22 protein-coding genes are annotated in these 20,173 nt (G+C 65.2%); 9 read left to right on the plus strand and 13 right to left on the minus strand.

The annotated features are described in order from the left end of the window. Positions 1–30: 30 nt before the first annotated feature. Positions 31–1,023 (minus strand): LLM class flavin-dependent oxidoreductase, encoded by a 993-nt coding sequence (locus IPM80_03900; protein ID MBK8957580.1) that lies wholly within the window; start codon positions 1,021–1,023, stop codon positions 31–33. Between the two features lie 165 nt (positions 1,024–1,188). Here IPM80_03900 and IPM80_03905 point away from each other — a divergent pair, with 165 nt between their 5' ends. Then, positions 1,189–1,596 (plus strand): PPOX class F420-dependent oxidoreductase, encoded by a 408-nt coding sequence (locus IPM80_03905; protein ID MBK8957581.1) that lies wholly within the window; start codon positions 1,189–1,191, stop codon positions 1,594–1,596. Positions 1,597–1,605: 9 nt separating this feature from the next. Then, positions 1,606–2,319, plus strand: coding sequence for a DNA/RNA nuclease SfsA (sfsA, locus tag IPM80_03910; GenBank protein ID MBK8957582.1), 714 nt, complete (start codon positions 1,606–1,608; stop codon positions 2,317–2,319). 82 nt (positions 2,320–2,401) lie between these two features. On the opposite strand, the gene IPM80_03915 is transcribed toward sfsA, so the two are convergent. From IPM80_03915 to IPM80_03940, 6 genes are all read right to left on the minus strand, one after another. After that, positions 2,402–3,103 (minus strand): RES family NAD+ phosphorylase, encoded by a 702-nt coding sequence (locus IPM80_03915; GenBank protein ID MBK8957583.1) that lies wholly within the window; start codon positions 3,101–3,103, stop codon positions 2,402–2,404. Further along, positions 3,094–3,507: a DUF2384 domain-containing protein gene (locus IPM80_03920; protein ID MBK8957584.1), complete on the minus strand. Its 414-nt coding sequence runs from the start codon at positions 3,505–3,507 to the stop codon at positions 3,094–3,096. Before IPM80_03920 ends, IPM80_03915 begins: the two co-directional genes overlap by 10 nt. 80 nt (positions 3,508–3,587) lie before the next feature. Further along, complete coding sequence (locus tag IPM80_03925) at positions 3,588–4,055, minus strand: OsmC family protein (GenBank protein ID MBK8957585.1); 468 nt, start codon at positions 4,053–4,055, stop codon at positions 3,588–3,590. Between the two features lie 97 nt (positions 4,056–4,152). Then, a complete protein-coding gene (locus IPM80_03930; GenBank protein ID MBK8957586.1) occupies positions 4,153–4,956 on the minus strand; it encodes an alpha/beta hydrolase in 804 nt (267 codons plus the stop codon). Between the two features lie 21 nt (positions 4,957–4,977). Further along, complete coding sequence (locus IPM80_03935) at positions 4,978–6,207, minus strand: LLM class flavin-dependent oxidoreductase (GenBank protein ID MBK8957587.1); 1,230 nt, start codon at positions 6,205–6,207, stop codon at positions 4,978–4,980. A 117-nt stretch (positions 6,208–6,324) separates the two neighbouring features. After that, entirely contained in the window at positions 6,325–7,017 is a 693-nt protein-coding gene (locus IPM80_03940) for a VOC family protein (protein MBK8957588.1), read from the minus strand. A 96-nt stretch (positions 7,018–7,113) separates the two neighbouring features. Here IPM80_03940 and IPM80_03945 point away from each other — a divergent pair, with 96 nt between their 5' ends. Then, complete coding sequence (locus tag IPM80_03945; GenBank protein MBK8957589.1) at positions 7,114–9,126, plus strand: acyltransferase; 2,013 nt, start codon at positions 7,114–7,116, stop codon at positions 9,124–9,126. Between the two features lie 58 nt (positions 9,127–9,184). On the opposite strand, the gene IPM80_03950 is transcribed toward IPM80_03945, so the two are convergent. The 3 genes from IPM80_03950 to IPM80_03960 all read right to left on the minus strand — a co-directional run bounded on the left by IPM80_03950 (position 9,185) and on the right by IPM80_03960 (position 12,761). Next, on the minus strand, positions 9,185–10,333 hold the full coding sequence (locus IPM80_03950; GenBank protein MBK8957590.1) for an acetyl-CoA C-acetyltransferase: 1,149 nt from the start codon (positions 10,331–10,333) through the stop codon (positions 9,185–9,187). A gap of 237 nt (positions 10,334–10,570) precedes the next feature. Further along, a complete protein-coding gene (locus tag IPM80_03955) occupies positions 10,571–11,875 on the minus strand; it encodes an ACS family MFS transporter (protein ID MBK8957591.1) in 1,305 nt (434 codons plus the stop codon). Positions 11,876–11,906: 31 nt separating this feature from the next. Continuing rightward, positions 11,907–12,761 (minus strand): LLM class F420-dependent oxidoreductase, encoded by an 855-nt coding sequence (locus tag IPM80_03960; protein ID MBK8957592.1) that lies wholly within the window; start codon positions 12,759–12,761, stop codon positions 11,907–11,909. Between the two features lie 172 nt (positions 12,762–12,933). Here IPM80_03960 and IPM80_03965 point away from each other — a divergent pair, with 172 nt between their 5' ends. Beyond that, positions 12,934–13,212 (plus strand): hypothetical protein, encoded by a 279-nt coding sequence (locus tag IPM80_03965; protein MBK8957593.1) that lies wholly within the window; start codon positions 12,934–12,936, stop codon positions 13,210–13,212. A 135-nt stretch (positions 13,213–13,347) separates the two neighbouring features. On the opposite strand, the gene IPM80_03970 is transcribed toward IPM80_03965, so the two are convergent. Then, positions 13,348–13,788, minus strand: a complete 441-nt coding sequence (locus IPM80_03970; protein ID MBK8957594.1) for a rhodanese-like domain-containing protein — start codon at positions 13,786–13,788, stop codon at positions 13,348–13,350. Between the two features lie 10 nt (positions 13,789–13,798). Further along, positions 13,799–14,047: a hypothetical protein gene (locus IPM80_03975; protein MBK8957595.1), complete on the minus strand. Its 249-nt coding sequence runs from the start codon at positions 14,045–14,047 to the stop codon at positions 13,799–13,801. A 172-nt stretch (positions 14,048–14,219) separates the two neighbouring features. Between IPM80_03975 and IPM80_03980 the strand changes: the two genes are divergently transcribed. Genes IPM80_03980 through IPM80_03990 form a run of 3 tightly spaced genes read left to right on the plus strand, consistent with a single transcriptional unit; the run spans position 14,220 to position 17,163 of the window. Then, a complete protein-coding gene (locus IPM80_03980; GenBank protein MBK8957596.1) occupies positions 14,220–14,873 on the plus strand; it encodes a 4Fe-4S dicluster domain-containing protein in 654 nt (217 codons plus the stop codon). Positions 14,874–14,908: 35 nt separating this feature from the next. After that, the gene (locus IPM80_03985; GenBank protein MBK8957597.1) at positions 14,909–16,870 is read left to right on the plus strand and encodes a hypothetical protein; all 1,962 of its coding nucleotides are present in this window, start codon (positions 14,909–14,911) and stop codon (positions 16,868–16,870) included. An 11-nt stretch (positions 16,871–16,881) separates the two neighbouring features. Further along, the gene (locus IPM80_03990; GenBank protein ID MBK8957598.1) at positions 16,882–17,163 is read left to right on the plus strand and encodes a MoaD/ThiS family protein; all 282 of its coding nucleotides are present in this window, start codon (positions 16,882–16,884) and stop codon (positions 17,161–17,163) included. A gap of 12 nt (positions 17,164–17,175) precedes the next feature. Here IPM80_03990 and IPM80_03995 read toward each other — a convergent pair whose 3' ends face one another. Then, positions 17,176–18,114, minus strand: coding sequence for a calcium-binding protein (locus IPM80_03995; protein MBK8957599.1), 939 nt, complete (start codon positions 18,112–18,114; stop codon positions 17,176–17,178). A 297-nt stretch (positions 18,115–18,411) separates the two neighbouring features. Between IPM80_03995 and IPM80_04000 the strand changes: the two genes are divergently transcribed. Then, on the plus strand, positions 18,412–19,173 hold the full coding sequence (locus tag IPM80_04000) for an N-acyl homoserine lactonase family protein (GenBank protein MBK8957600.1): 762 nt from the start codon (positions 18,412–18,414) through the stop codon (positions 19,171–19,173). Positions 19,174–19,248: 75 nt separating this feature from the next. After that, positions 19,249–20,124 (plus strand): MBL fold metallo-hydrolase, encoded by an 876-nt coding sequence (locus IPM80_04005; protein ID MBK8957601.1) that lies wholly within the window; start codon positions 19,249–19,251, stop codon positions 20,122–20,124. The last annotated feature ends 49 nt before the right edge of the window (positions 20,125–20,173 follow it).

Raw genomic sequence — 20,173 nt, forward strand, 5'->3', positions numbered from 1 at the left:
TCGGGTTCCTTGCTGCGGTGGCGATTGGGATCAGGCGTAGCGACGCATGACGGTTTCGGCGAAGGCACGCATCTGGCCGACCGGGTCGCCCGTCACCTGGAAGGCGAAATGGGTGAGGCCGGCGGCTTCCAGCGACTTGATGTGCGCGATGACCTGGTCGGGATCGCCGATCACGGCGGCGGTGTCGGCGATGTCCGCCGTCAGGTATGACTTTTCCTCCGGTCGCGTATAGACCAGGTGCCCTTCATGCAGGATGAGATGGCGGCGATCCTTGGGCAGGCTCTCGACATAGGCGCGATAGCGTTCGACCAGGTCGGCGATGCGCGGGCTGGAGCGCAGGAGACCGCCGTCCCATTCGATCATCACGTGCAGGAGGTTGGTGATGAAGGGGCCGACGCTCTCCAGCACGCGCGCGCTGCCGGCCGTTTCGCCCGGGCGCAGGATTTCGAGCGGCGCGATGGCCTTGCTCGGAATGAGCGACGGGTCGCGTCCGGCCTTGCGCGCCGCCGCGTCGATGATCTTGCGATTGGCCGTCAGGCTGTCGGCGCTCGGGTGCCAGGTCAGGTGCGCGTCGCATTCGGCGCCGCAATAGGCGAGCGTCTTGTCACCGAAAGCCGACAGCGTCACCGGGATGTGATGGTCGAGATTGATGAAACCGTCGTGGCGATGCAGCAGTTGAATGAGATGGCTCTGGCCCTCGGCCTCGTGCAGCGTGGTCTCGCCGCGCAGCAAGGCCTGGATGGTACGGATCTCGCGTTTCATGCGGCCCAGCGGCACGGGCTGCAGGCCCATGGTGAGGCGCGCCGTATTGCCATTGCCGACGCCGAGTTCGACGCGGCCGGGTGCGAGTTCGGCGATGCTGGCGATGCTGTGTGCGATGACCGGCGCCATGCGCGTGGTCGGCACCGCCACGCCGGTCGCGAGACGGATGCGCCGCGTCTCGCGCGCCGCCACCGCCATGGTCGCGTAGACGTCGGAGTAGATCATCTGCGAATCGAAGAACCAGGCCTGGTCGAAGCCCAAGGACTCGGCCAGGGCGACCAGGTCGTAATCGCCGATGCGCGAAGTGAAAGCGACGCCGAATTCCATGCGGATCTCCTCGAAAGCTGGCGTTGGTGCGACGGGCATTGTCGCCTGCGATGGCGCCCTGGCACGCCCCGATGGGGCCGCAGTGGCTCGGGCCGTGCAATTCGCACCGGGGGAGTCCGTGATGCTCATGACGACGTCCCGCTCGATGCCGCCCGTGAACGCTATGTCAGTCTCGCCACCTACCGCCGCGACGGGCGCGAGGTGCGTACACCGGTGTGGATTGCCGGCGCCGGTGAGCGGTTCTACGTTTTCAGCGCGCCCGAGGTCGGCAAGGTCAAGCGCATACGCGCCAACGGCCGCGTCAGTCTCGCCGCCTGCAATTACCGTGGCGTGGTGGCGGGGCCATGGCGCGAGGGCCGTGCGCGCCTGCTGGACGATGCGCCCGGCCGCGCCGCCGCGCTGCGTGCCTTGCGCGCCAAGTACGGCGTGCAGATGTGGCTGGCCGATGCGCTGTCGAAACTCGGCGGCCGCTTCGACTCGCGGGTCTACATCGAAATCTCTTTGTAAACCGCGGCGATGAAATTCGCCCGGCCGCTCATCGCCGCGACCTTGCTGCGGCGTTACCAGCGCTTTCTCGCCGACTGTGAACTCGACGACGGCACACGCCTGACCGCGGCCTGTCCCAATACCGGCTCCATGCTCGGCTGTTGCACGCCAGGCAATCGCGTGTGGCTGTCCGAGAGCGATGCGCCGACGCGCAAGTATCGCCACACCTGGGAGATGGTGCAGGTCGGCAAGCTCAAGATCGGGATCAATACCGGCCTGCCCAACCGCCTGGTGCGCGAAGCCGTCGAGAACGGCGTGCTGGCGGAACTCGGCGGCTATGAGCGCGTGCGCGGCGAAGTGCCTTTCGGCGTCGAGCGCAGTCGCATCGATCTCCTGCTGCAAAGCGAACGGCGGCCCGACTGTTACGTGGAGGTGAAGAATGTCACGGCGGCGGTGAGTGACGGCATCGCGCTGTTTCCCGACGCCGTCAGCGCGCGCGGCGCCAAGCACCTGCGCGAACTCATGCGTCTCAAGGCCGAAGGCCTGCGCGCGGTGCTGGTGTATTGCGTGCAGCGCGGTGATGTCGAGGAAGTGCGCCCGGCGGATGGCATCGATCCGCTCTACGGCCGTACCCTGCGCGAAGCGCTGGCTGCCGGTGTCGAGGTGCTGGCCTACCGGGCGCGGGTCACGACCGAGGAAGTGATCCTGCATCAGCGCATCGCCGTTCACTGTCCACCCCTGTAGGTGCGAATTCATTCGCACAGGACGTTGTGCGCCGCCGCGCCGGCCTTCGAATGCCAGGCTTCAGCCTGACATTGGGTCGCGGTCACCCTTCGCGCTGATACGCGCTCTTGATGTACACGTCCGCGATCTTCTCTCCATCCCACACGTAGCAGTAATGCGGGCCCTGTATCACCGGCGCTATCACGCGCGGTTTGAACACCGCCACGCATTCGCCGCCGGCGTCGCGCACGCTGTCGTAGGTGATGCCGTTGGAGCCGGCGTCGCGCAGGCGCCGCGCGAAGCGCTGGGCGGCTCCGTAGGCGTCGGGATCGGGGGAGTAGAGTTCGGCATGGCGCGCGTCGCCGCCGCGAATGTCATGGAATTCGGCGACGATGTCGGCGGCGTAGCTGCGCATGTCGATTTGCATGGGCGCCTCGCGCGTGGCGGCCAGAAAGCGCGCGCGATGGAAGGCGGTCTCGACGATCGCAGTGTCGATGCCGCGCGCCGCGTAGTAAACCCCGTAGCTGCCGTCGGTGAAGCGGCTGCCCTGGCCGTTGCGGTGCGTGAAGGCGGCCATGATGGGCGTGGTGCCGGGGCCGCTGACGCGATCCTCCTCGGCCACCAGCGCGAGCTCGCCGGCCTCCTGCCGCAGGCGCGCGTTGGTCAGGCTCTCGATGGCGAACACGCTCTCGAGATCGGCCGGCGCGGCCACGCGATCGAACAGGCCGACCGGCGGAAAGCGGCTCGCCACCAGGCGCCAGGCCGGCGTCCAGGCCAGCGCCGTGAGCGGCGCCGTCACGACCATCCGCGCGCCGTGTCCAGGTATTCACGCACCACGTACAAGTCGGCCACGTTGCCGGACAACAGGCGCTGCAGCGCCGGCCTCCCGCCAAAGGGGGCGGCATCGTTGGGCCGACGCAGCCAGCCGTCGGCGGCGGCCGGGTCGGGCAGCAGCAGCTGCAGCGCCTTGTAGATGCCGAACACGTAGGACAGCCGCTCGAGCTTGTCGCGACCGAGGCGCGCGCTGTCCGGGGCCTTCTTCCATTTGAAATAGGTGCTGCGGGTACTGGCGTCGAAACCGAGCAGGGTCATGGTTTCCTGCTCGTTGAGGCCCCAGGCCCTGGCGATGTTGAAATAGGTGCGCAGCGCGGCGCCGGGTGCGATGGGCGCGGCGGTGGCCGCTCGGGGTTTGGCGAGGCGTCTGGCCATGGAGGCGGTCCGCTATGGCTGATATTCAGTGCATATTAGTACTCATTAATGTTTCTAGTCCATTAATGGACTAATAAACATTAGTCCTCCGCCGCCACCACCCGGATGTCGGTCTTCACCGAGTTGGCGATGAAGCATTCCTCGTGGGCCGCATGGTGCAGGTGGTCGATATCCGCGGCGCTCGGCAGCTTGTCGCCGCCGTACACGATGCGCGGTTTGAGCACCACCTCGTTCACCCACCAGCGCCCGTGCTCGTTCTTGATCATGGTGCCGACCGCGTCATCGTCGTAGCGCTCGACCAGGAAGCCGGCGCGCGAGGCCAGGAACAGGAAGGTCATCATGTGGCAGCTGGCGATGGCGGCGACGTAGGCCTCCTCCGGATCGACCGCACTGGCGTCCGACCACGGCGCCGGCACCACGTGCGGGGACGGCGAGGCCGGCACTTCCACGCCGCCGTCGAAGCGCCAGGTATGGGCGCGCGAATAACGGCCCTTGCGAAAATCGCCGCCGTCGAACTGCCAGTGGATGGATGCGCGGTGCTGGGCCATGGATGTCCTCCGGGGCTGAATGGTAGGTGCGAGTGAAATCGCACCTACGGGAGGATCGCTTCCGTCCGCAGGTGCGAATCAATTCGCGCGCCGGCCCTCAGGCCGCCATGAACGCCAGGGTCTTATCGCGCAGCATCTCCATCTGCTCGAGCGGCGGCTCGTGACCGCAGGACGGCAGCATGAACACTTCGCTGTTGTTGAGCGACCTGCCGAACTCCTGGGCATAGACCGGCGGAATGAGACGATCGTTTTCGCCCCACACCACCAGGCTCGGCGCCGTCACGCGGTGGATGCGCTTGGCCAGGCCCTTGTCCGGAATCGGCCAGATGATCTTGGCCGTGCAGCCCAGCGTCCATACGAAGTGCACCGTCCACAGGTCCGCCGCTTCCTGGCCGGGCGGCGGCGTCATGCGTTTCACCACGCGCGGATGCGCGGGATCGTGGAACAGCGTTTCCATGATCTCGGGCGGCGACAGCGCGCACCAGCTTGCGCAGGTGTAGGGCGCGTCCTCGCGATACAGACCGATGGGCGCGATCAGCACCAGCTTTTCGATCGACTCGCGGCGCTGGGCGGCGAGTTCCGCCGCCAGCATGCCGCCGAAGGAATGGCCCATGAGGCGCACCTTCTTGAGCTTCAAGCCGGCCAGCAGGTCGTCATACGCCAGCACCGTGTCCCACAGGTTGTCGATGAGATCGATGTCGTTGGGACGGCCCGGCGCGGTGCCGGGGAAGTGCGGCACGTAGACCTTGTAGTGATTGGCCAGCTCGTCGAGGTAGTCATCCCAGTAAAAGCCGCCGGCCGAATGCAGGTAGACCAGCGGTTTGCCCTTGCCCGCGATGTTGACGGTGATGTCGAGGCGGCCGTTCAGCACCGGCACGACTTTCTTGGTGAGTTTCTTCATGTTCGTTCTCGTCTCCTCGCATCAAGCCGCGGCGCGCTTGGCGTCCTTGCAGGCCTTCGGCCACCAGTGATCTTCCCAGCCTTCGTTGTCCCACACGCCACGCAGGTGCGGCAGCACGCTCTTGGAGATGCGCTCGATGTTCTGCATGGTCTTTTCGTGGGACAGCGAACCGAACTGCGGCAGGATCATCAGATGGCCGACGCGCAGCGTCTTGATGATGTGCAACAGGCGCTCGGTGACGGTCTTGGCGCTGCCGCACACCACGAAGTCGCGATCGTTGAACTGCGGGAATTTCAGCGTCTTCAATTCCTCGAACGGCGGGAACGGCCGCTTGGTGATGAGGTGGGTGAGGCTCGAGTGGGTCATGTGGCCGGGCGGCGCCAAGAGCTGCTCGGGCAGGTGCAGACCCTTGTGATAGAAGTACTCGGCGGCGTGGCCGTATTCGGCCTCGGCCTGTTCATCGGTTTCCGACACGCCCACCGGCACCAGGAAGCCCATGCGGTAGGGATTGCGATCGCGGCCGAGCTCCTCGGCGCGATTCCAGAAACCCTTGACCATGTGCTCGGCGCCCTTGGCGCCGAAGTAGGTCAGGAAGCAGTAGGCGTAGTCATTCTTGATGACGAAGTCCCAGGTGCTGGGGCTGGCATTGCCTGGCACCCAGATCGGCGGATGCGGCCGTTGCACGGGCTTGGGCCAGATGTTGACCATCGGCAGTTGGTAGAACTTGCCGTTGAAGGCGAACACCTCGTCGGAGGTCCAGGCTTTCTTGATGAGGTCATGCGCTTCGTAATAACGCGCGCGCTGCTCGATAGGCGCCATGCCGTAGCTGTAGGAATAATCACCGCCGAGACCGACCGGGAAGCCCGCAATCAAGCGCCCTTCGGCGATGCAGTCCAGCATCGCGTATTCCTCGGCCACGCGGATCGGCGGATTGAGGAACACCGCGGTTTCGCCCATCTGGATGATGGCGGTGTTGGTGCCGCGCGTGGCGCGCGCCAGCACCGAGCCCATCATGTTCGGATTGACCATGAAGCCATAGGCATTCTGGTGGTGTTCGTTGGTGCACACGCCATCGAAGCCCATCTGCGCGGCGTAGGTCAGCTCGTCCAGCGTCTGGTTGAAATAGCCGGCGACCTTGTTGGCGTCGGCGACTTCATTGAAGGGCAGCGAGAACCATGCCGACTTATGCTTCTTCTCGAAGTCGTCCGCGAGATCGCGGTAGGGCATGAGGTGGAAACAGGCGATTTTCATGGGGTCAGAACCTCCGGTTACGCCGCGTTATGGTCGCGACTGGCCAGCGCGATTATGGATCAAATGGCGCACCGTCCCCATTCATCGAAAAGGCGTGGTAACGGCGCGCTCTTGCGCTCAGCGCGTCGCCACCGTGACCGGCGGCGTCGACTCGCTCATGGCGCGCGTCACCACCTCGTCGGGCAGGTCGAAGGCATGGGCGAAGGCCGGCGTCATCGCGCTGTATTCGGGGTGGCCGCTGCCGGCCGCCGGTTGCGGCACGGCGCCGCCTTGGTGCGTGAAGGCGGAGGGATGCTTGTAGCGTTCGAGTTCCTCGGCGCTGATGCCGTTCAAGGCCACCACCTGCGGGTCGATCCAGGCCTCGGCATCGATGGCCGCGCGCGAGGTCGACACTTCCAGCACCAGGTTTTCCGGGCCGGCGAAGTAGATGGATTTGCAAAAACCATGATCGAGCGGCCCGAGCACGCGCACACCGCGCGAGCGGATGCGATCGCGCATGGCCAGCAGCTGTTCGTCGTCATCGACGTTGAAGGCCACGTGCTGCATGGTGCCCGCGGCACTCGGACTGCCGGGATTGCCGGCATGGGAGACGCCCATCTGCGTGGGGATGTCCTTGACGGCCGGCGCCGCCACGAAGGCAATCGAGCTGTGCGCGTTCAAGGCCATGAAGGCATGGAAATACCCCTCGACGCCGTGCATCCAGTAAAGTGCCTTGAGTTCCATGCCGAGTACATCGGAGAAGAAGGCCAGCTGGCGTTTCACGTCCGAGGTCATGATTGCGAGATGATGGATGCCGTTTACATTGCTCATGCCCCGCTCCTCGTTACACGATGAATTGACGTCGTCGCAGGCTGCCTCAAGCGCGCCCGTGTCGGCAAGGACCGCCAGCGCCGGAAGCCGCGGCCGGTGCTGAGCTATCGCCGTGACATCGATGGCCTGCGCGCCATCGCCGTGGTGCCGGTCATCCTGTTCCATTCCGGGCTGGGCATATTTCCCGGCGGTTACGTCGGGGTTGACGTGTTCTTCGTCATTTCCGGCTTTCTGATCACCGGGCTGTTGCGCAATGAGCTGGAGAGCGGGCGGTTTTCCATCGCGCGCTTCTACGAGCGCCGGGTGAGGCGCCTGTTCCCCGCACTGTTTGCCATGGTGGCCGCCACGTCTGTCGCCGCTTGGTGGTTGCTTTCCCCCGCGGCCTTGCGCGAATTCGGCCAAAGCGTGGTGGCCACGTCGGCGTTCGCGTCCAATATCTTCTTCTGGCTCGAATCGGGCTACTTCGCGCGCGCCTCGGAAAGCCTGCCGCTGCTGCACACCTGGTCGCTGGCGGTCGAAGAGCAGTATTACCTGGTATTCCCGCCACTCCTGTGGTGGCTGGCGCGTCACGGTCGTGGTGCGATCGTGACGGGACTCGGCGTGCTGACGGCCCTTTCGCTCGGTGCTTCGGCCTGGATGGTCAGCCATCACCCCGAACAGGCCTTCTACCTGCCCCATCTGCGTGCCTGGGAATTGTTTGTCGGTGCCCTGGCTGCCTATGACGTGCTGCCGACGGTACGCCACTCGGTGCTGCGCGAAGGGTTGGCATTCGCAGGCTTGCTCGCGATCGCCATTGCGATGATGACGTTCGATGCCGGCACGCCGTTTCCGGGCTTTGCTGCCCTCTTGCCCTGCCTAGGTGCGGTGGCGATCATCCATGCCGGGGCAGCTGGCCCGACGTGGGTGTCGGCACTGCTGTGCTCCCGCGTCGCCGTTGGCACGGGGCTCATTTCCTATTCCTTGTACCTTTGGCATTGGCCGGTGTTCGTATTGCAACGGCATTACACGGTCCTGCCGCCCGCGCCGACAGCAATCTTCGCGGCCATCGCCGTGACCTTCGTCCTGGCGGCCTTGTCATGGCGATTCGTTGAGCAACCGCTGCGCGGCAACCGCTGGCGCGATGCGCGGCTTCGACTTTTTTCCGGGGCTGCGGCCGTGATTGCCGCCTTCGTCGCGCTGGGCCTTGCCAGCCATTTCTCACACGGTTTTCCGGCACGTTTCCCGGCGGACTCGTTGAGCCTGAAACCGCTCACGCTCGAATACCTGCCGCTGCGCGACCGCTGCTTCCAGAAAAAGCAAAAAGACTACGAGGCGGGTGACGTATGCCGCATCGGTGCGCAGGGCGTGCCGCCCGATTTCATCCTGTGGGGCGATTCTCATGCCCTGATGTTGTTGCAGTCTTTCATGCGCAATGCGCCGGACAGCGGCCGTGCCGGACTATTCTTCGGTGCCGCGGGATGCCCGCCGCTGTTCGACGTGGATCTCGCAAATCGCTCCGAGGCTTGGCGCGACGAATGCCTGGCCACCAATGCCGCGGTGCGTCGCACACTCGAGACCCAGCCCGCCATCAAGACCGTGATCATGGTCGCCCGCTGGGCGCGGTACGTGGACGGCACGGAGATCGCGCCGGCCCCCACGCCACCGCCACTTCTGGTGGATGATCAACAGGCGGCGGCTTCCGCCAGCAACAACAAGGAGGTATTCGAGCGCGCGCTACGTCGCAGTCTGGATCGCATGCGCAGCGACGGTCGACATATCGTGGTTCTCGAGTCTGTCCCCGAGATCGCGGTCAGCGTACCCGACGCGCTGGCCCAGTTGGCGGTGCTTGGGCGCGCGGTCGACGAAATTGCGCCAAGTATCGAGTTCTACCGCCAAAGGCAAGCCGGCACCCACGCGATCTTCGCGCGGGCGGCGACGGATTATCCGATGTTTGCCGCAGTGCCGGTCAGCGATACGTTGTGCCCGCAGGCGCGCTGCCGGGTCGAGATGGAGGGCCTGTCACTTTATTACGACGACAATCACCTGTCGCCGCACGGCGTGTCACTGATCGAGCCCAAACTCAGGGCCATGCTCGAAGCCAGCAACACGGCGGCGACCTCGGCGCGGTGAGGCCGCCGCCGGTTCGCGTCGACGGCCCCCGGAGATGTAGCGCCCCTGCGGGGTGGACTTACAGACGCTCGATGATGGTGACGTTGGCCTGGCCGCCGCCTTCGCACATGGTCTGCAGGCCATAGCGGCCGCCGGTGCGCTCGAGCTCGTGCAACAGCGTGGTCATGAGCTTGGTGCCGGTCGCGCCGAGCGGGTGACCGAGCGCGATCGCGCCGCCGTTGACGTTGGTCTTCTCGTGCGGGTAGCCAATCTCTTTCAACCACGCCAGCGGCACCGGCGCAAAGGCCTCGTTGATTTCAACGAGGTCGATGTCTTCCATCTTCATGCCCGACTTCTGCATCGCGTAGCGGGTGGTGAGGATGGGCGCCGACAGCATCATGATCGGGTCTTCGGCACGCACGCTCATGTGATGGATGCGCGCGCGGGGTTTGAGGTTGTAGCGCTTCACCGCCGCTTCGGAGGCGATGATCATGGCCGAGGACGCGTCGCAGGTCTGGCTGGAGACCGCCGCGGTGATCGATTTCAAACCAAAGATGGTGTCCAGCGCCGCCATCTGCTCGAGCGTCGATTCACGCACCGTCTCGTCCATCTTGAAGTCGCCGACCGGCGCGATTTCGCGATCGAAGCGGCCTTCGCGGATGGCCTGCGCGGCGCGGCGATGGGACTCCTGGGCATAGACTTCGAGGTCTTCGCGACTGAAGCCCCACTTGTCGCACATCATCTGCGCGCCGGCGAACTGGCTGGGCGGGGTGGTGCCGTAGCGGCTGGTCCAGCCCGGCGAGCCGGCTATCGGATCCTTGAAACCGAAGGCGCCGCCGACCTGCGCCGAGGAACCGATCGGGATCTTGGTCATGATCTGCACGCCACCGGCGAGCACCACGTCGTTGACACCGGACATCACCGCCTGCGCGGCGAAATGCACCGACTGCTGCGAGGAGCCGCACTGGCGGTCGATGGTCACGCCCGGGACCGCTTCACTGTAGCCGGCGGTCAGCCAGCAGGTGCGCGCGATGTCGCCGGCCAAGGGGCCAATGGCGTCGAGGCAGCCGAAAATCACGTCGTCGTAGTCTTCATCGGGGATCGGGTTGCGCTCGACCAGCGCGCGGATCACGTGGGCGCCGAGGTCGGCCGGATGCATGTCCATGAGGCTGCCCTTGCGCTTGCCGGTGGGGGTGCGAACGGCGTCGATGATGTAGGCCTCGGCCATGGGGACTCTCCTTCAGATTTCTCGTGTGGGGCGCGCTGTCGGGAGCGACGCGCGGGGCATGGATCAGGTGCCGGAATGTAGCATGGAGGTGTGAAGACGGTCATCCCGATCGCCGGGCGGAGCGAGTGATGCCATCGATTTCGTGGGTCAGACTTCAGTCTGACATTTGAAGCCGCGATGCGGACACCGCGTCAGACTGAAGTCTGACCCACAAGCGAAATCATCCAGAATCCGGGCTCAATCGACAATGCGCTTGGCCGTGCCCCACGACAGCCACACCACCGCGCCCAGTACTTCGACCGCCGCGCACAGCATGAAGGGCGCCGCGTAGCTGCCGGTTTCGGTCACCAGCCAGCCCGTCACATACACGCCGACCACGCCGGGGATGGTGCCGGCGGTGTTGGTGATGCCCATCAGTACGTCGGCGTAACGCGGCGCGATCTCGAGATGGTTGGGCATGAAGCCCGACCAGGTCAGGGCGATGAAACCGAGCGCGCCACACATCAGGCCGACCGCCAGCGCCGGGGTGGTGACGTTCTGCACCGACAGCATGCAGGTCGCGGCGCCGAGCAGGCCGGCGAGCTGCATGATTTTGCGTACGCGGGTCAGATCCATGCCGCCCTGGATCAAGCGGTCGGCCAGCAGGCCACCCAGGTTGCCGCACACGAACATCGACAGCCATGGCGCGGCCGACATCAGGCCGGCCTTGACCAGGTCGAAATGCAGCACGGTGTGGAAATAGCTCGGCAGCCAGGCGAGCAACATGTACAGCACCCAGTTGCTGCAGAAATGGTTGGTGATCAGCGCCCACACCGCGCGATGGGTGAGCAGGAAGCGCCACGGCACCTCGACCGGGCCGGGGGCGACGGCCGCCTGCGCGGCATGCTCGGCCATGAGGGCGCGCTCGGCCGGTGCCATGTGCGGGTCGTCCTCGGGCCGGTCGTAGGCGCGCAGGAACCACCACGCGCACCACACCACGCCGACCGCGCCGAACAGGTAGAACACCGACTCCCAGCCCCAGGCCTTCACTATCCAGCCGGTCGCCATGCTGCCGATCATGGTGCCGAGCGGGATGCCGCTCACCAACAGGGCCAGCGCCCGCGAGCGCTCGCGGGTTGGCACCCAGCGCGCGAAGAGGTTGTAGGCAGCGGGGTACATGGCCGCTTCGCCGAGACCCATGGCGATGCGCGTCGCGATCAGGACGGGCAGGGACAGCGCCGCCGCGAGCGGCGTCAGGATGGTGAACAGCGACCACCACACCACCGCCGCGCCCAGCACCAGCTTGCCGCCGATGCGGCTCGCCAGCCAGCCGCTCGGCACCTGGAACAGCATGTAGCCTAAGAAGAACGACGACAGCACCAGGCCCTTGGTCTTGTCGCTCCAGCCGAAGGCCTCCTGCATGGAAATGGCCGCGACCGAGATATTGACGCGGTCGATGTAACACACGAAGGACGCCGCCACGCACAGCGCGATGACGGTGTAGCGGCGCGGCCAGCCGCGCGGGGCGGCGGCATCGAGCGCCGTCTCCGGAGCAGTACTCATGGGGATTCCTTACGCTACGAGGTGAGGCGGCTCAGCCTGGCCGGCCGTGTTCGACAAGCGCTGCATGCTCGTCCAGGAAGCGCAATACCTCGTCGCGCGGCTTGACCGGCGCGAACAGGATGGTGCGGGTGATACCCCAGGCGCGGAATTCATCGAGGCGCGCGCGGCTCGGCGGCTGCCAGGCGAACATCGACAGCTCGATGGAGGCCGGGTCGCGTCCCGCCACTTCACAACGGCGGTGGATGTCGGCGATGGCGGCCGGGATGTCGCCCACCAGCATGTCGAGCGGCGCCCAGCCCTCACAGTAGTCCACCACCCGTTGGCGGCTCTGTTCGGTGGCGCTGCCGAGGATCACCGGCGGGTGCGGCTTGCGCACCGGCTTGGGATAGGACCAGATCGGATCGAAGTTCACGAACTGGCTGTGGAAGGACGGCTGTTCCTCGGTCCAGATGGTCTTCATGGCCTTGACCCGCTCGCGCATGAGCTTGAAGCGGGTCTTGAAGTCGGTGCCGTGGTTGGCCATCTCCTCGGCGTTCCAGCCGGCGCCGATGCCGAACAGCACGCGGCCGTCGGACAGCAGGTCGAGCGTCGCCACTTCCTTGGCGGTCATGATCGGGTCGCGCTCGATGATGAGGCACACGCCGGTCGCGAGCTTGAGGCGCGTGGTGACCAGCGCCGCCGCGGTCAGCGACACGAAGGGGTCGAGCATGTGCCAGTAGTACTCGGGCAGCTCGCCGCCGGCCGGGTAGGGCGAGCGGCGTTCGACCGGGATATGGCTGTGTTCGCCGAACCACACCGATTCGTAGCCGCGCTGCTCGAGATTGCGCGCCAGCTCGTCCGGCCGGATGGTGTAGGCGGTATTGAAACTGAAGACCCCGATGTCCATCGCCTCTCCCCTTGCGATTTGATCAAGCCGCCAGTCTAGGAGGCTGCCCCTGTCCAAGGGAAGGGCGCCCGGGCGCGTCCTGAACCGCCGTGCGCGCGGCGGGCACTGACTCGACGACGCGCTCGGCTATAATCGCCGGCCCGCACCATCATGATTGTCGAGGAAGCCTGCCATGCCCCTGTACGAATACCGCTGCGAAGCCAATGGCGAAATCGTGGAGGTCGTGCATCGCATGGCCGACAAGTTCACCACCTGGGGCCAGGTCTGCGAGCACATGCAGCGGCCGCTCGGCGACGTGCCGGCCGACGCCGCGGTCACCAAGCTCATCGGTTCCGGCAACGCGACCTCCGCGCCGTGGACGGTCGGCAAGCAGTTGAAGTCCGACGCCAAGGCCTCGACCAATCTCAAGCACGGCGCCACCGTGTCGCCGATGCGCGGCAAGAATTTCTAGAGGACGCGTTGCTCTGGGGAAGGCTAGATAAGGCTAGATTGTGGGTCAGACTTCAGTCTGACACTCCGGGGTAGGCAGTCATCCAAGGTGTCAGACTGAAGTCTGACCCACAAAGAGACGCACCAGCCGAACCGTTCAATGATGCTCCGCCGCCGGCGCGCCTTTGCGCTTGGCGGGGGTCAGCAGCGACACGTAGCTCACGCCATCGGCATTGTTGCCGGTGACCGGCAGGCCGGCGGCACGCCAGCCGGGCAGGCCGGCGCTCATCACGCTCACATCCCCATACCCCGCCGCGCGCAGCGCATCGGCGGCGGCTTCGGCGCGTGGGCCCTCGTCAGCCCCCACGATCAGGGGGGTATCCAGTGGCAGGGTGTGCTCCATCACCAGCGCAAAGCTGGCATTGGCGTGGGCGGCCTCGGTCTTGGGGTGATAGAACTCTATCGGCACGTTGATCACGCGCCCGCGCGGATGGCCGGTCACGAATTCGGCGACGGTGCGCACATCGACGTAGGTCGCCGCGCCGTCGGCGGCAATGCGCAGCGAAACTTCCAGCGGCGTGACGATGCTGTGGCTCATGGGTATTCGCTCAGGCTCTGCGTTTGAAGGCCGGCACGAAGGGCGGAATGATCTGGCAGCGCGCGCGCTCGGCCAAGGCGGGCTGTGCGGTCAGGCGGTAGATCACTTCATCGGCGCGGGTTTCGACTTCCATCTGTTCGATGTGGAAATGCGCGATGGTGCCCTTGGGGGTCAGCGCGAACACGCAATCGAGCAGGCGCCGCGCCGCCAACGTGCCCAGCTCCGGGTGCTCCAGGGTTTCGTAAGCGGGCTCGGTCATCGATGTTCGCCATCAGTGGGTATGGTCTTATTGTGCGCAAATCCCGCGACACGAGACAGGGTTATTTCCCGCAGCCCCGCTTGGGTATATCGCGCTGCCATGCCCCGCGCTTCGGTTGACACCATGCGGCATCGCCGCTTAGATCGAAGCCCCAGGCTCGGACCGCTCACCCATGACCGTCAACGCGCAGAAAGAAATGGTGACCGGCGTGGCGCGCTATGCGCCCGGTGAGGAAGTGCCGAACGTCGCGCGCAAACTCCACGCGTTGCGCAATCAATGCACCGAATGCAATGTCTGCGAGGTGGCCTGCGCGCTGGCCCATTCGCCGGATGGCACGGTCAACCCGCAGTATGCGCGCCTGCGCATCGATCACGCGCCGGAGAAGCCGTCGCGCGTCAATCCCGATGGCCTGGGCTTCATTGCCGAGATCTGTCACCACTGTGGCAATCCGCCGCCCTGCGCCGATGTGTGTCCGACCGACGCCTTCTATTACGACCCAGCGACCCGCGCCGCCGTCATCGAACAGGACAACTGCATCCAGTGCATGGAGTGCGTGCCGGGCTGTCCGTTCGACGTGGTGTTCGTCGCGCCCAGCGGCGAGTTGTTGAAATGCGACCTGTGCGGCGGCGAGCCGGTGTGCGTGAGCGCCTGCGCGACGCGACCCGAGATGCTCAACAACGGCAAACAGTACACCCGTCTGCCGGTGCTGTTCTTCGAGGAGCAGGCCGAGTTCAACCGTATCACCAAGCAAAAAGCCGAAAAGCGCGACGAAGTGGGCATGATGCAAGCCATGCTCGAGCGCGGCGAAATCAGCAGTTCGGCGTGAGCGCCTAAGCGCCAGCCATCCAGGGGAGCATCGCGATGGAAAGCCGTTTATTGCGTGTCAATCTCACCACCGGTGAGTTGAAGACCGAAGTCATACCGCACCAGATGTTCGAGCGCTGGGTGGGAGGCTCGGGCATCAACAACTGGATCATGTGGGAGCATTTCCTGACCCACGACATCCATTGCGACCCGCGCAGTCCCGACAACATCTTCGTGTTCGGCGTGGGGCCCTTGGCCGGCACCGGCGCCGGCAGCGGCGTCAAGGGCCGCATCACCTTCAAGAGCCCGACCTACGGCATCTTTGGCGACTCGGCCGGCGGCGGCAAGTTTCCCTACATGGTGCGCTTCACCGCCTACGAGTACATCGCCATCACCGGCCGCGCGCCGAAGCCGGTGTACCTGCATATCTGCAACGACGAAGTAGCGCTGCTCGATGCCTCGCACCTGTGGGGCAAGAACACCACCGAGACCCACGCCATCCTGCAGGAAACCCACGGCACCTGGCCGTCGAAGACCAGCACGCTGTCGATCAGCCAGGCCGGCGAGAACATGGTCGGCGTGGCGGGCGTGGTGGCCGATGCCTTGCGTATCCATGCGCGCGGCGGCGGCGGCGCGGTGCTGGGCTCGAAGAATTTGAAAGCCATCGCCGTGCAGGGCAATGGCGGCCTGCCGGTCACGCGACCGAAAGACATGCTCGAGTGGTCGAACGACTTCAAGGGCAAGATCGACGGCAACGAAGCGGTCTATGGCTTCAAACGCCGCGGCACGCTGGGCGCGGTCGAGATGTACCAGCACATCGGCGGCCACGCGTGGCGCAACAACCAGGGCAACCAGTTCCGCGGCGAGGAAGTGCGCTCGGACAACTGGGTGAAGAAATATCACCGCTACTCGGAAGTCTGTTCGTCCGACTGTTTCATCGCCTGCGACGGCAAGTACAAGATAGACGGCAACGAGACCGAGGCCGCCGCCAAGTACAAGGGCGAAGCTTTCCGCCGTCCGGAATACCTCACCACCGGCAGCGCCGCCGGCATGCTCGACGTGCGCGACTGGGCCGAGGTCGCCCACTGGGGCAAGATCACCAACGACTACGGCGTCGACAACCAGGACCTGTCCTGCTCGATCAGCTTCGTCATGGAATTGAAGCAGCGTGAGCTGCTGTCCGATCGCGATGTGGCGGAACTGTTCGGCCGGCCGCAGCCCCTGCGCTGGGGCAACATGGAAGACATCGAAGCCTGCATCGAAAGCGTGGTGTTCCAGAGCAATCCCTTCGGCGTGATGTTCAGCGATGGGCCCTACTTCGGCGCGCTGAAACTGTCGGCCATGAAGGGCCAGAACCTCATGAAGTACGCCATCTACGGCAAGGGCGGCGCCAGCTTCACCGAGGAGATGCGCCCCTTCCCGACCTGGATGAACAACATGGCGGTCGCCTCGCGCGGCGCCGATCACCTGAAAGGCATCGGCCTCATCGAGAAATTCCAGCGCAAGGACCTGTCCAAGAAATACTTCAATGGCCGTACCGAGGCCGCCGACCTGTCGACACCGGTATTGAAAGGCGCGTGCACGGCGCTGGTCGAAAACCAGGTGGCGTTGTTGAATTCCTACGGCGTGTGCCTGTTCCACTGGATGCTCGACCCGGCCGGCTACATGCCGCAGGAGTATTACGGCCGTGCCTTCGCCGCCGTCACCGGCATCGAGCGCACGCCGGACGAACTCATGCAGGACGGCGAGCGCATCTGCAATCTCGAGAAGGCCATCAACTCGCGCATCGGCCTGCGCCGCGAGCACGACACCATCTGCGAACGTTGGATGTGGGAGCCGAACCCGGAAGGCATGTACGCGGGCAAGGTCGCAGCCGACATGTTCGTGCCGGTGCTGGACGAGTACTACGAGTGGCGCGGCTGGGATCGCGACACGGGCTTGCAGACGCGCGCCAAGATGCATGAACTCGGCATGGACGACGTGGCCGACGTGCTGGCCGCGGACGGTGCGTTGGCCTGAGGCGGGCGACCATGATCACGGTGCACACCGAGTTTCACAGCCACTTCAAGGAACTCGCGGCCACCGGCCGCGATTCCTTCCAGCTCGATGAACCCTTGGTCTCGGAACTCGCCGAGCGTATCAGCGCGCGCTATGGCGAGAAGATGCGCGCCATCCTGATCGATGCCGAGACCGGCGAGCTGAGCGAGAAGGGCACCATGTTCGTCGACACCAAGGGCCGGCGTATTTCCATGGAAGACCGCCTCGCCGACGGCGAGACCATCTCTTTCATGGTGGGCATCGCCGGCGGCTGAGCGCCGGCCGGCTCAGACCGGCGGAATGGAAGCGTCGAGCTCGGGTTCCAAGCGCGGCTCGAACACACCCCATAATCCCAAGCTGTCGCCGGCGACGAAGCTCGTGTTCAAGAACTGCGCGAACTGTGAGCCGTTCTGGGTCAAGTTGTTCAGGCTGATGTCGGCATCCACCAACAGGTGCGCCGCACCGGCGTCCCAGGCGAGGTAATGCTGGCCGTCGATGTCGACCGCGCCGGCGAAATTCTGGCTCCAGATGTCGGTGGGTGAAATCACCGCGTCGTCGGCGCCGCCCATGACCAACAGGCTATGCTGGCCGTTCAACTCGAGCACGTCGGCGGCATCGAGCCTGAGGGTATTGGCGCCGCTGCCGTTCAGGTCGATGACTTCGATGCCCTTGATGCCGGGCGCGGCGAGCTGGTTGAAGTCGAGTGTCACGGCACTGCCGCCGATCACCAGCGTGTCGCGGCCGGCATCGCCATGCAAGAGGATGTCCTGGGCGTCGTAGACCAGGCGGTCGGCGCCCTCGCCGCCGCGCAGCACGTCGCGGCCGAGGCCGCCGTCCAGCACGTCGTTACCGCGTTCACCGAACAGACGATCATCGCCAGCCTGGCCGAGCAGGATGTCGTTGCCGTCGCCACCACGCAGGCTGTCGCCCCCCAGCCCGCCTTCCAGGCGGTCCGCGCCGCTGCCGCCGTAGAGCGCGTCGCGATCGGCGCCGCCGTACAGGGTGTCGCTGCCGACGTCGCCGTAGAGTCGGTCATCACCGGCATCGCCCCGCAGTACATCGGCGCCCTTGCCGCCGTTGAGATAGTCACGGCCGAGGCCGCCGGCCATGCGGTCGTCGCCGTCGCGACCATACAGGCGATCGTCGCCGTTCAGACCTGACAAGAGGTCGCGTTGGGCGGTGCCATTAAGGATGTCGTCGCCGGAGCGACCGCGGCGTGAAGCCATGTTGCTGTGTTCCCTGCGGGCCCTGGCCAAGGCGGCCAATGGGTGTCCTCATCTCAAAAACTAGCATGCGCCCCGGCGCGCTCCAAGCGCCTCGTGGCCCGTAGGGCGCGGCTCGCTGTGAAACATCGTGTCCTGGCCGGCGCCGCGCGTCCGGGAAACTCGCCACGTCGGCCGAACATTGCAATAGAATCCCGCTTCATCGTTACGCAGCGGCAGCCGTTTCCGCCGCCCGGTCCGAACCGTTCCGGCCGGGCCGGCGCCCAGCGGCCACATCCCGCAAGAAGGAGGCGAAAGCGTATGACCGTAAAACTCTATGCCATGACCTGTGGCTATCTCACCATGCCGATGCCGATGCTGATCGAAGGCGGCGAAGGCACGCTCAAGATCCCGATCCCGGCCTATCTCATCGAACACAAGAAGGGCGTGGCCTTGTTCGATTCCGGCATGTCGATGCTGGTGCAGCGCGACAAGCACAAGGCCCTGGGGCCGCTCGAGCCATACTTCACCGTGCATTTCGAGCCCGGCGAGGACGTTGCCGCGCGTCTCGACAGCATCGGCCGCAATCCCGAGCGCATGGATTTCGTGATCAACTCGCACCTGCATTTCGATCACGCCGGCGGCAACGAGTTGATTCCCAATGCGCGCGTCATCGTGCAGAAGAAGGAATGGGAAGCGGGCCACGTGCCGGAACTCATCCAGGCCAATTACTACGACCCGCGCGATTACGACCATGGCCACGAGATGGTCATCGTCGACGGCGAGCATGACGTGTTCGGCGACGGCTCGGTGCGCTGCATTCCAACCCATGGCCACACGCCCGGACACCAGTCGCTGCAGTTGCAGACCGAGTCCGGTGAAATCGTGCTGTGCGGCGACGCGTGCTACCTGCGCCGCACGCTCGACGAACTGCGCCTGCCCGGCATCGTCGCCGACAAGGACGCCATGATGAACTCGCTGCACAAGCTGAAAGAGCTGCAAAAACGCGGCGCCAAGATCATGTACGGCCACGACCCGGAGTTCTGGAGCACCGTGCCGCAGGCGCCGGCCCAGGCCGGCTGAGGCTTTCGTCCACATTATTCGAAGGGCCGCCAGCGAGCGGCCCGCGTTTGCGACCCAAGAGAAGAGGATTAACTCGTGAAGCAACTCAATTTCGGCAACGTCACCATCGACCGCGTGCAGGACTGGTACGGTGCGCTCCTGCCACTGAAGGATTTCTACCCGACCTTCGACCAGGCGATTCTCGATTCCCAGCGCAACTGGCTGGAGCCGCACTTCCTGCCGGCCAAGGGCACGCCCAACGAAGAGATGCTGCACCTGTCGCTGCATACCTTCGTGGTTCGCTCGGGCAAGAACCTGATCCTGGTCGACACCTGCGTCGGCAACCACAAGAAGCGCAGCACCGTGCCGGACTGGATCGACTACAGCTCGGATTACATCGGCAAGCTCGCCGCCGTTGGCGTCAAGCCCGAAGACGTCACCCACGTGATGTGCACGCACCTGCATTTCGACCACGTCGGCTGGAACACCAAGCTCGAGAACGGCAAGTGGGTGCCGACCTTCCCCAATGCTCGCTACATCTTCGACAAGACCGAGTTCGAAGGCTGGGCGAACCAGCAGGACAACCACGGCGTGGACGGTTCCTACATGGACAGCGTGGTGCCGGTGTACGAAGCGGGCAAGGCCGATCTCGTCGCCAGCGACTTCGCGCTCGACGACACCGTGTGGCTGGAACCGAGCCGCGGCCACTCGCCGGGCCACGTGTGCATCAACATCAAGGGCCAGAAGGGCCAGGCGCTGTTGACCGGTGATTCTTTCCACCATCCGATCCAGGTCGCCTACCCGGAATGGCACAGCGCGTTCTGCATGGACTTGGCGATGTCGACCGCCTCGCGTCGCAAGATCCTCGACAAGCTGACCGACAAGGACATCTGGATGCTGGCCGCGCACTTCAACACCCCGACCGCGGCGCACGTGGTCAGCAACGGTGATCGGCGCAAGCTGAAAGTGTGATGAAAGCGGACGCCGCGACGGGCATAACCGTCGCGGCGGTTCCGCCGAA

The organism is Pseudomonadota bacterium, assembly GCA_016719885.1.
Taxonomy (GTDB): domain Bacteria; phylum Pseudomonadota; class Gammaproteobacteria.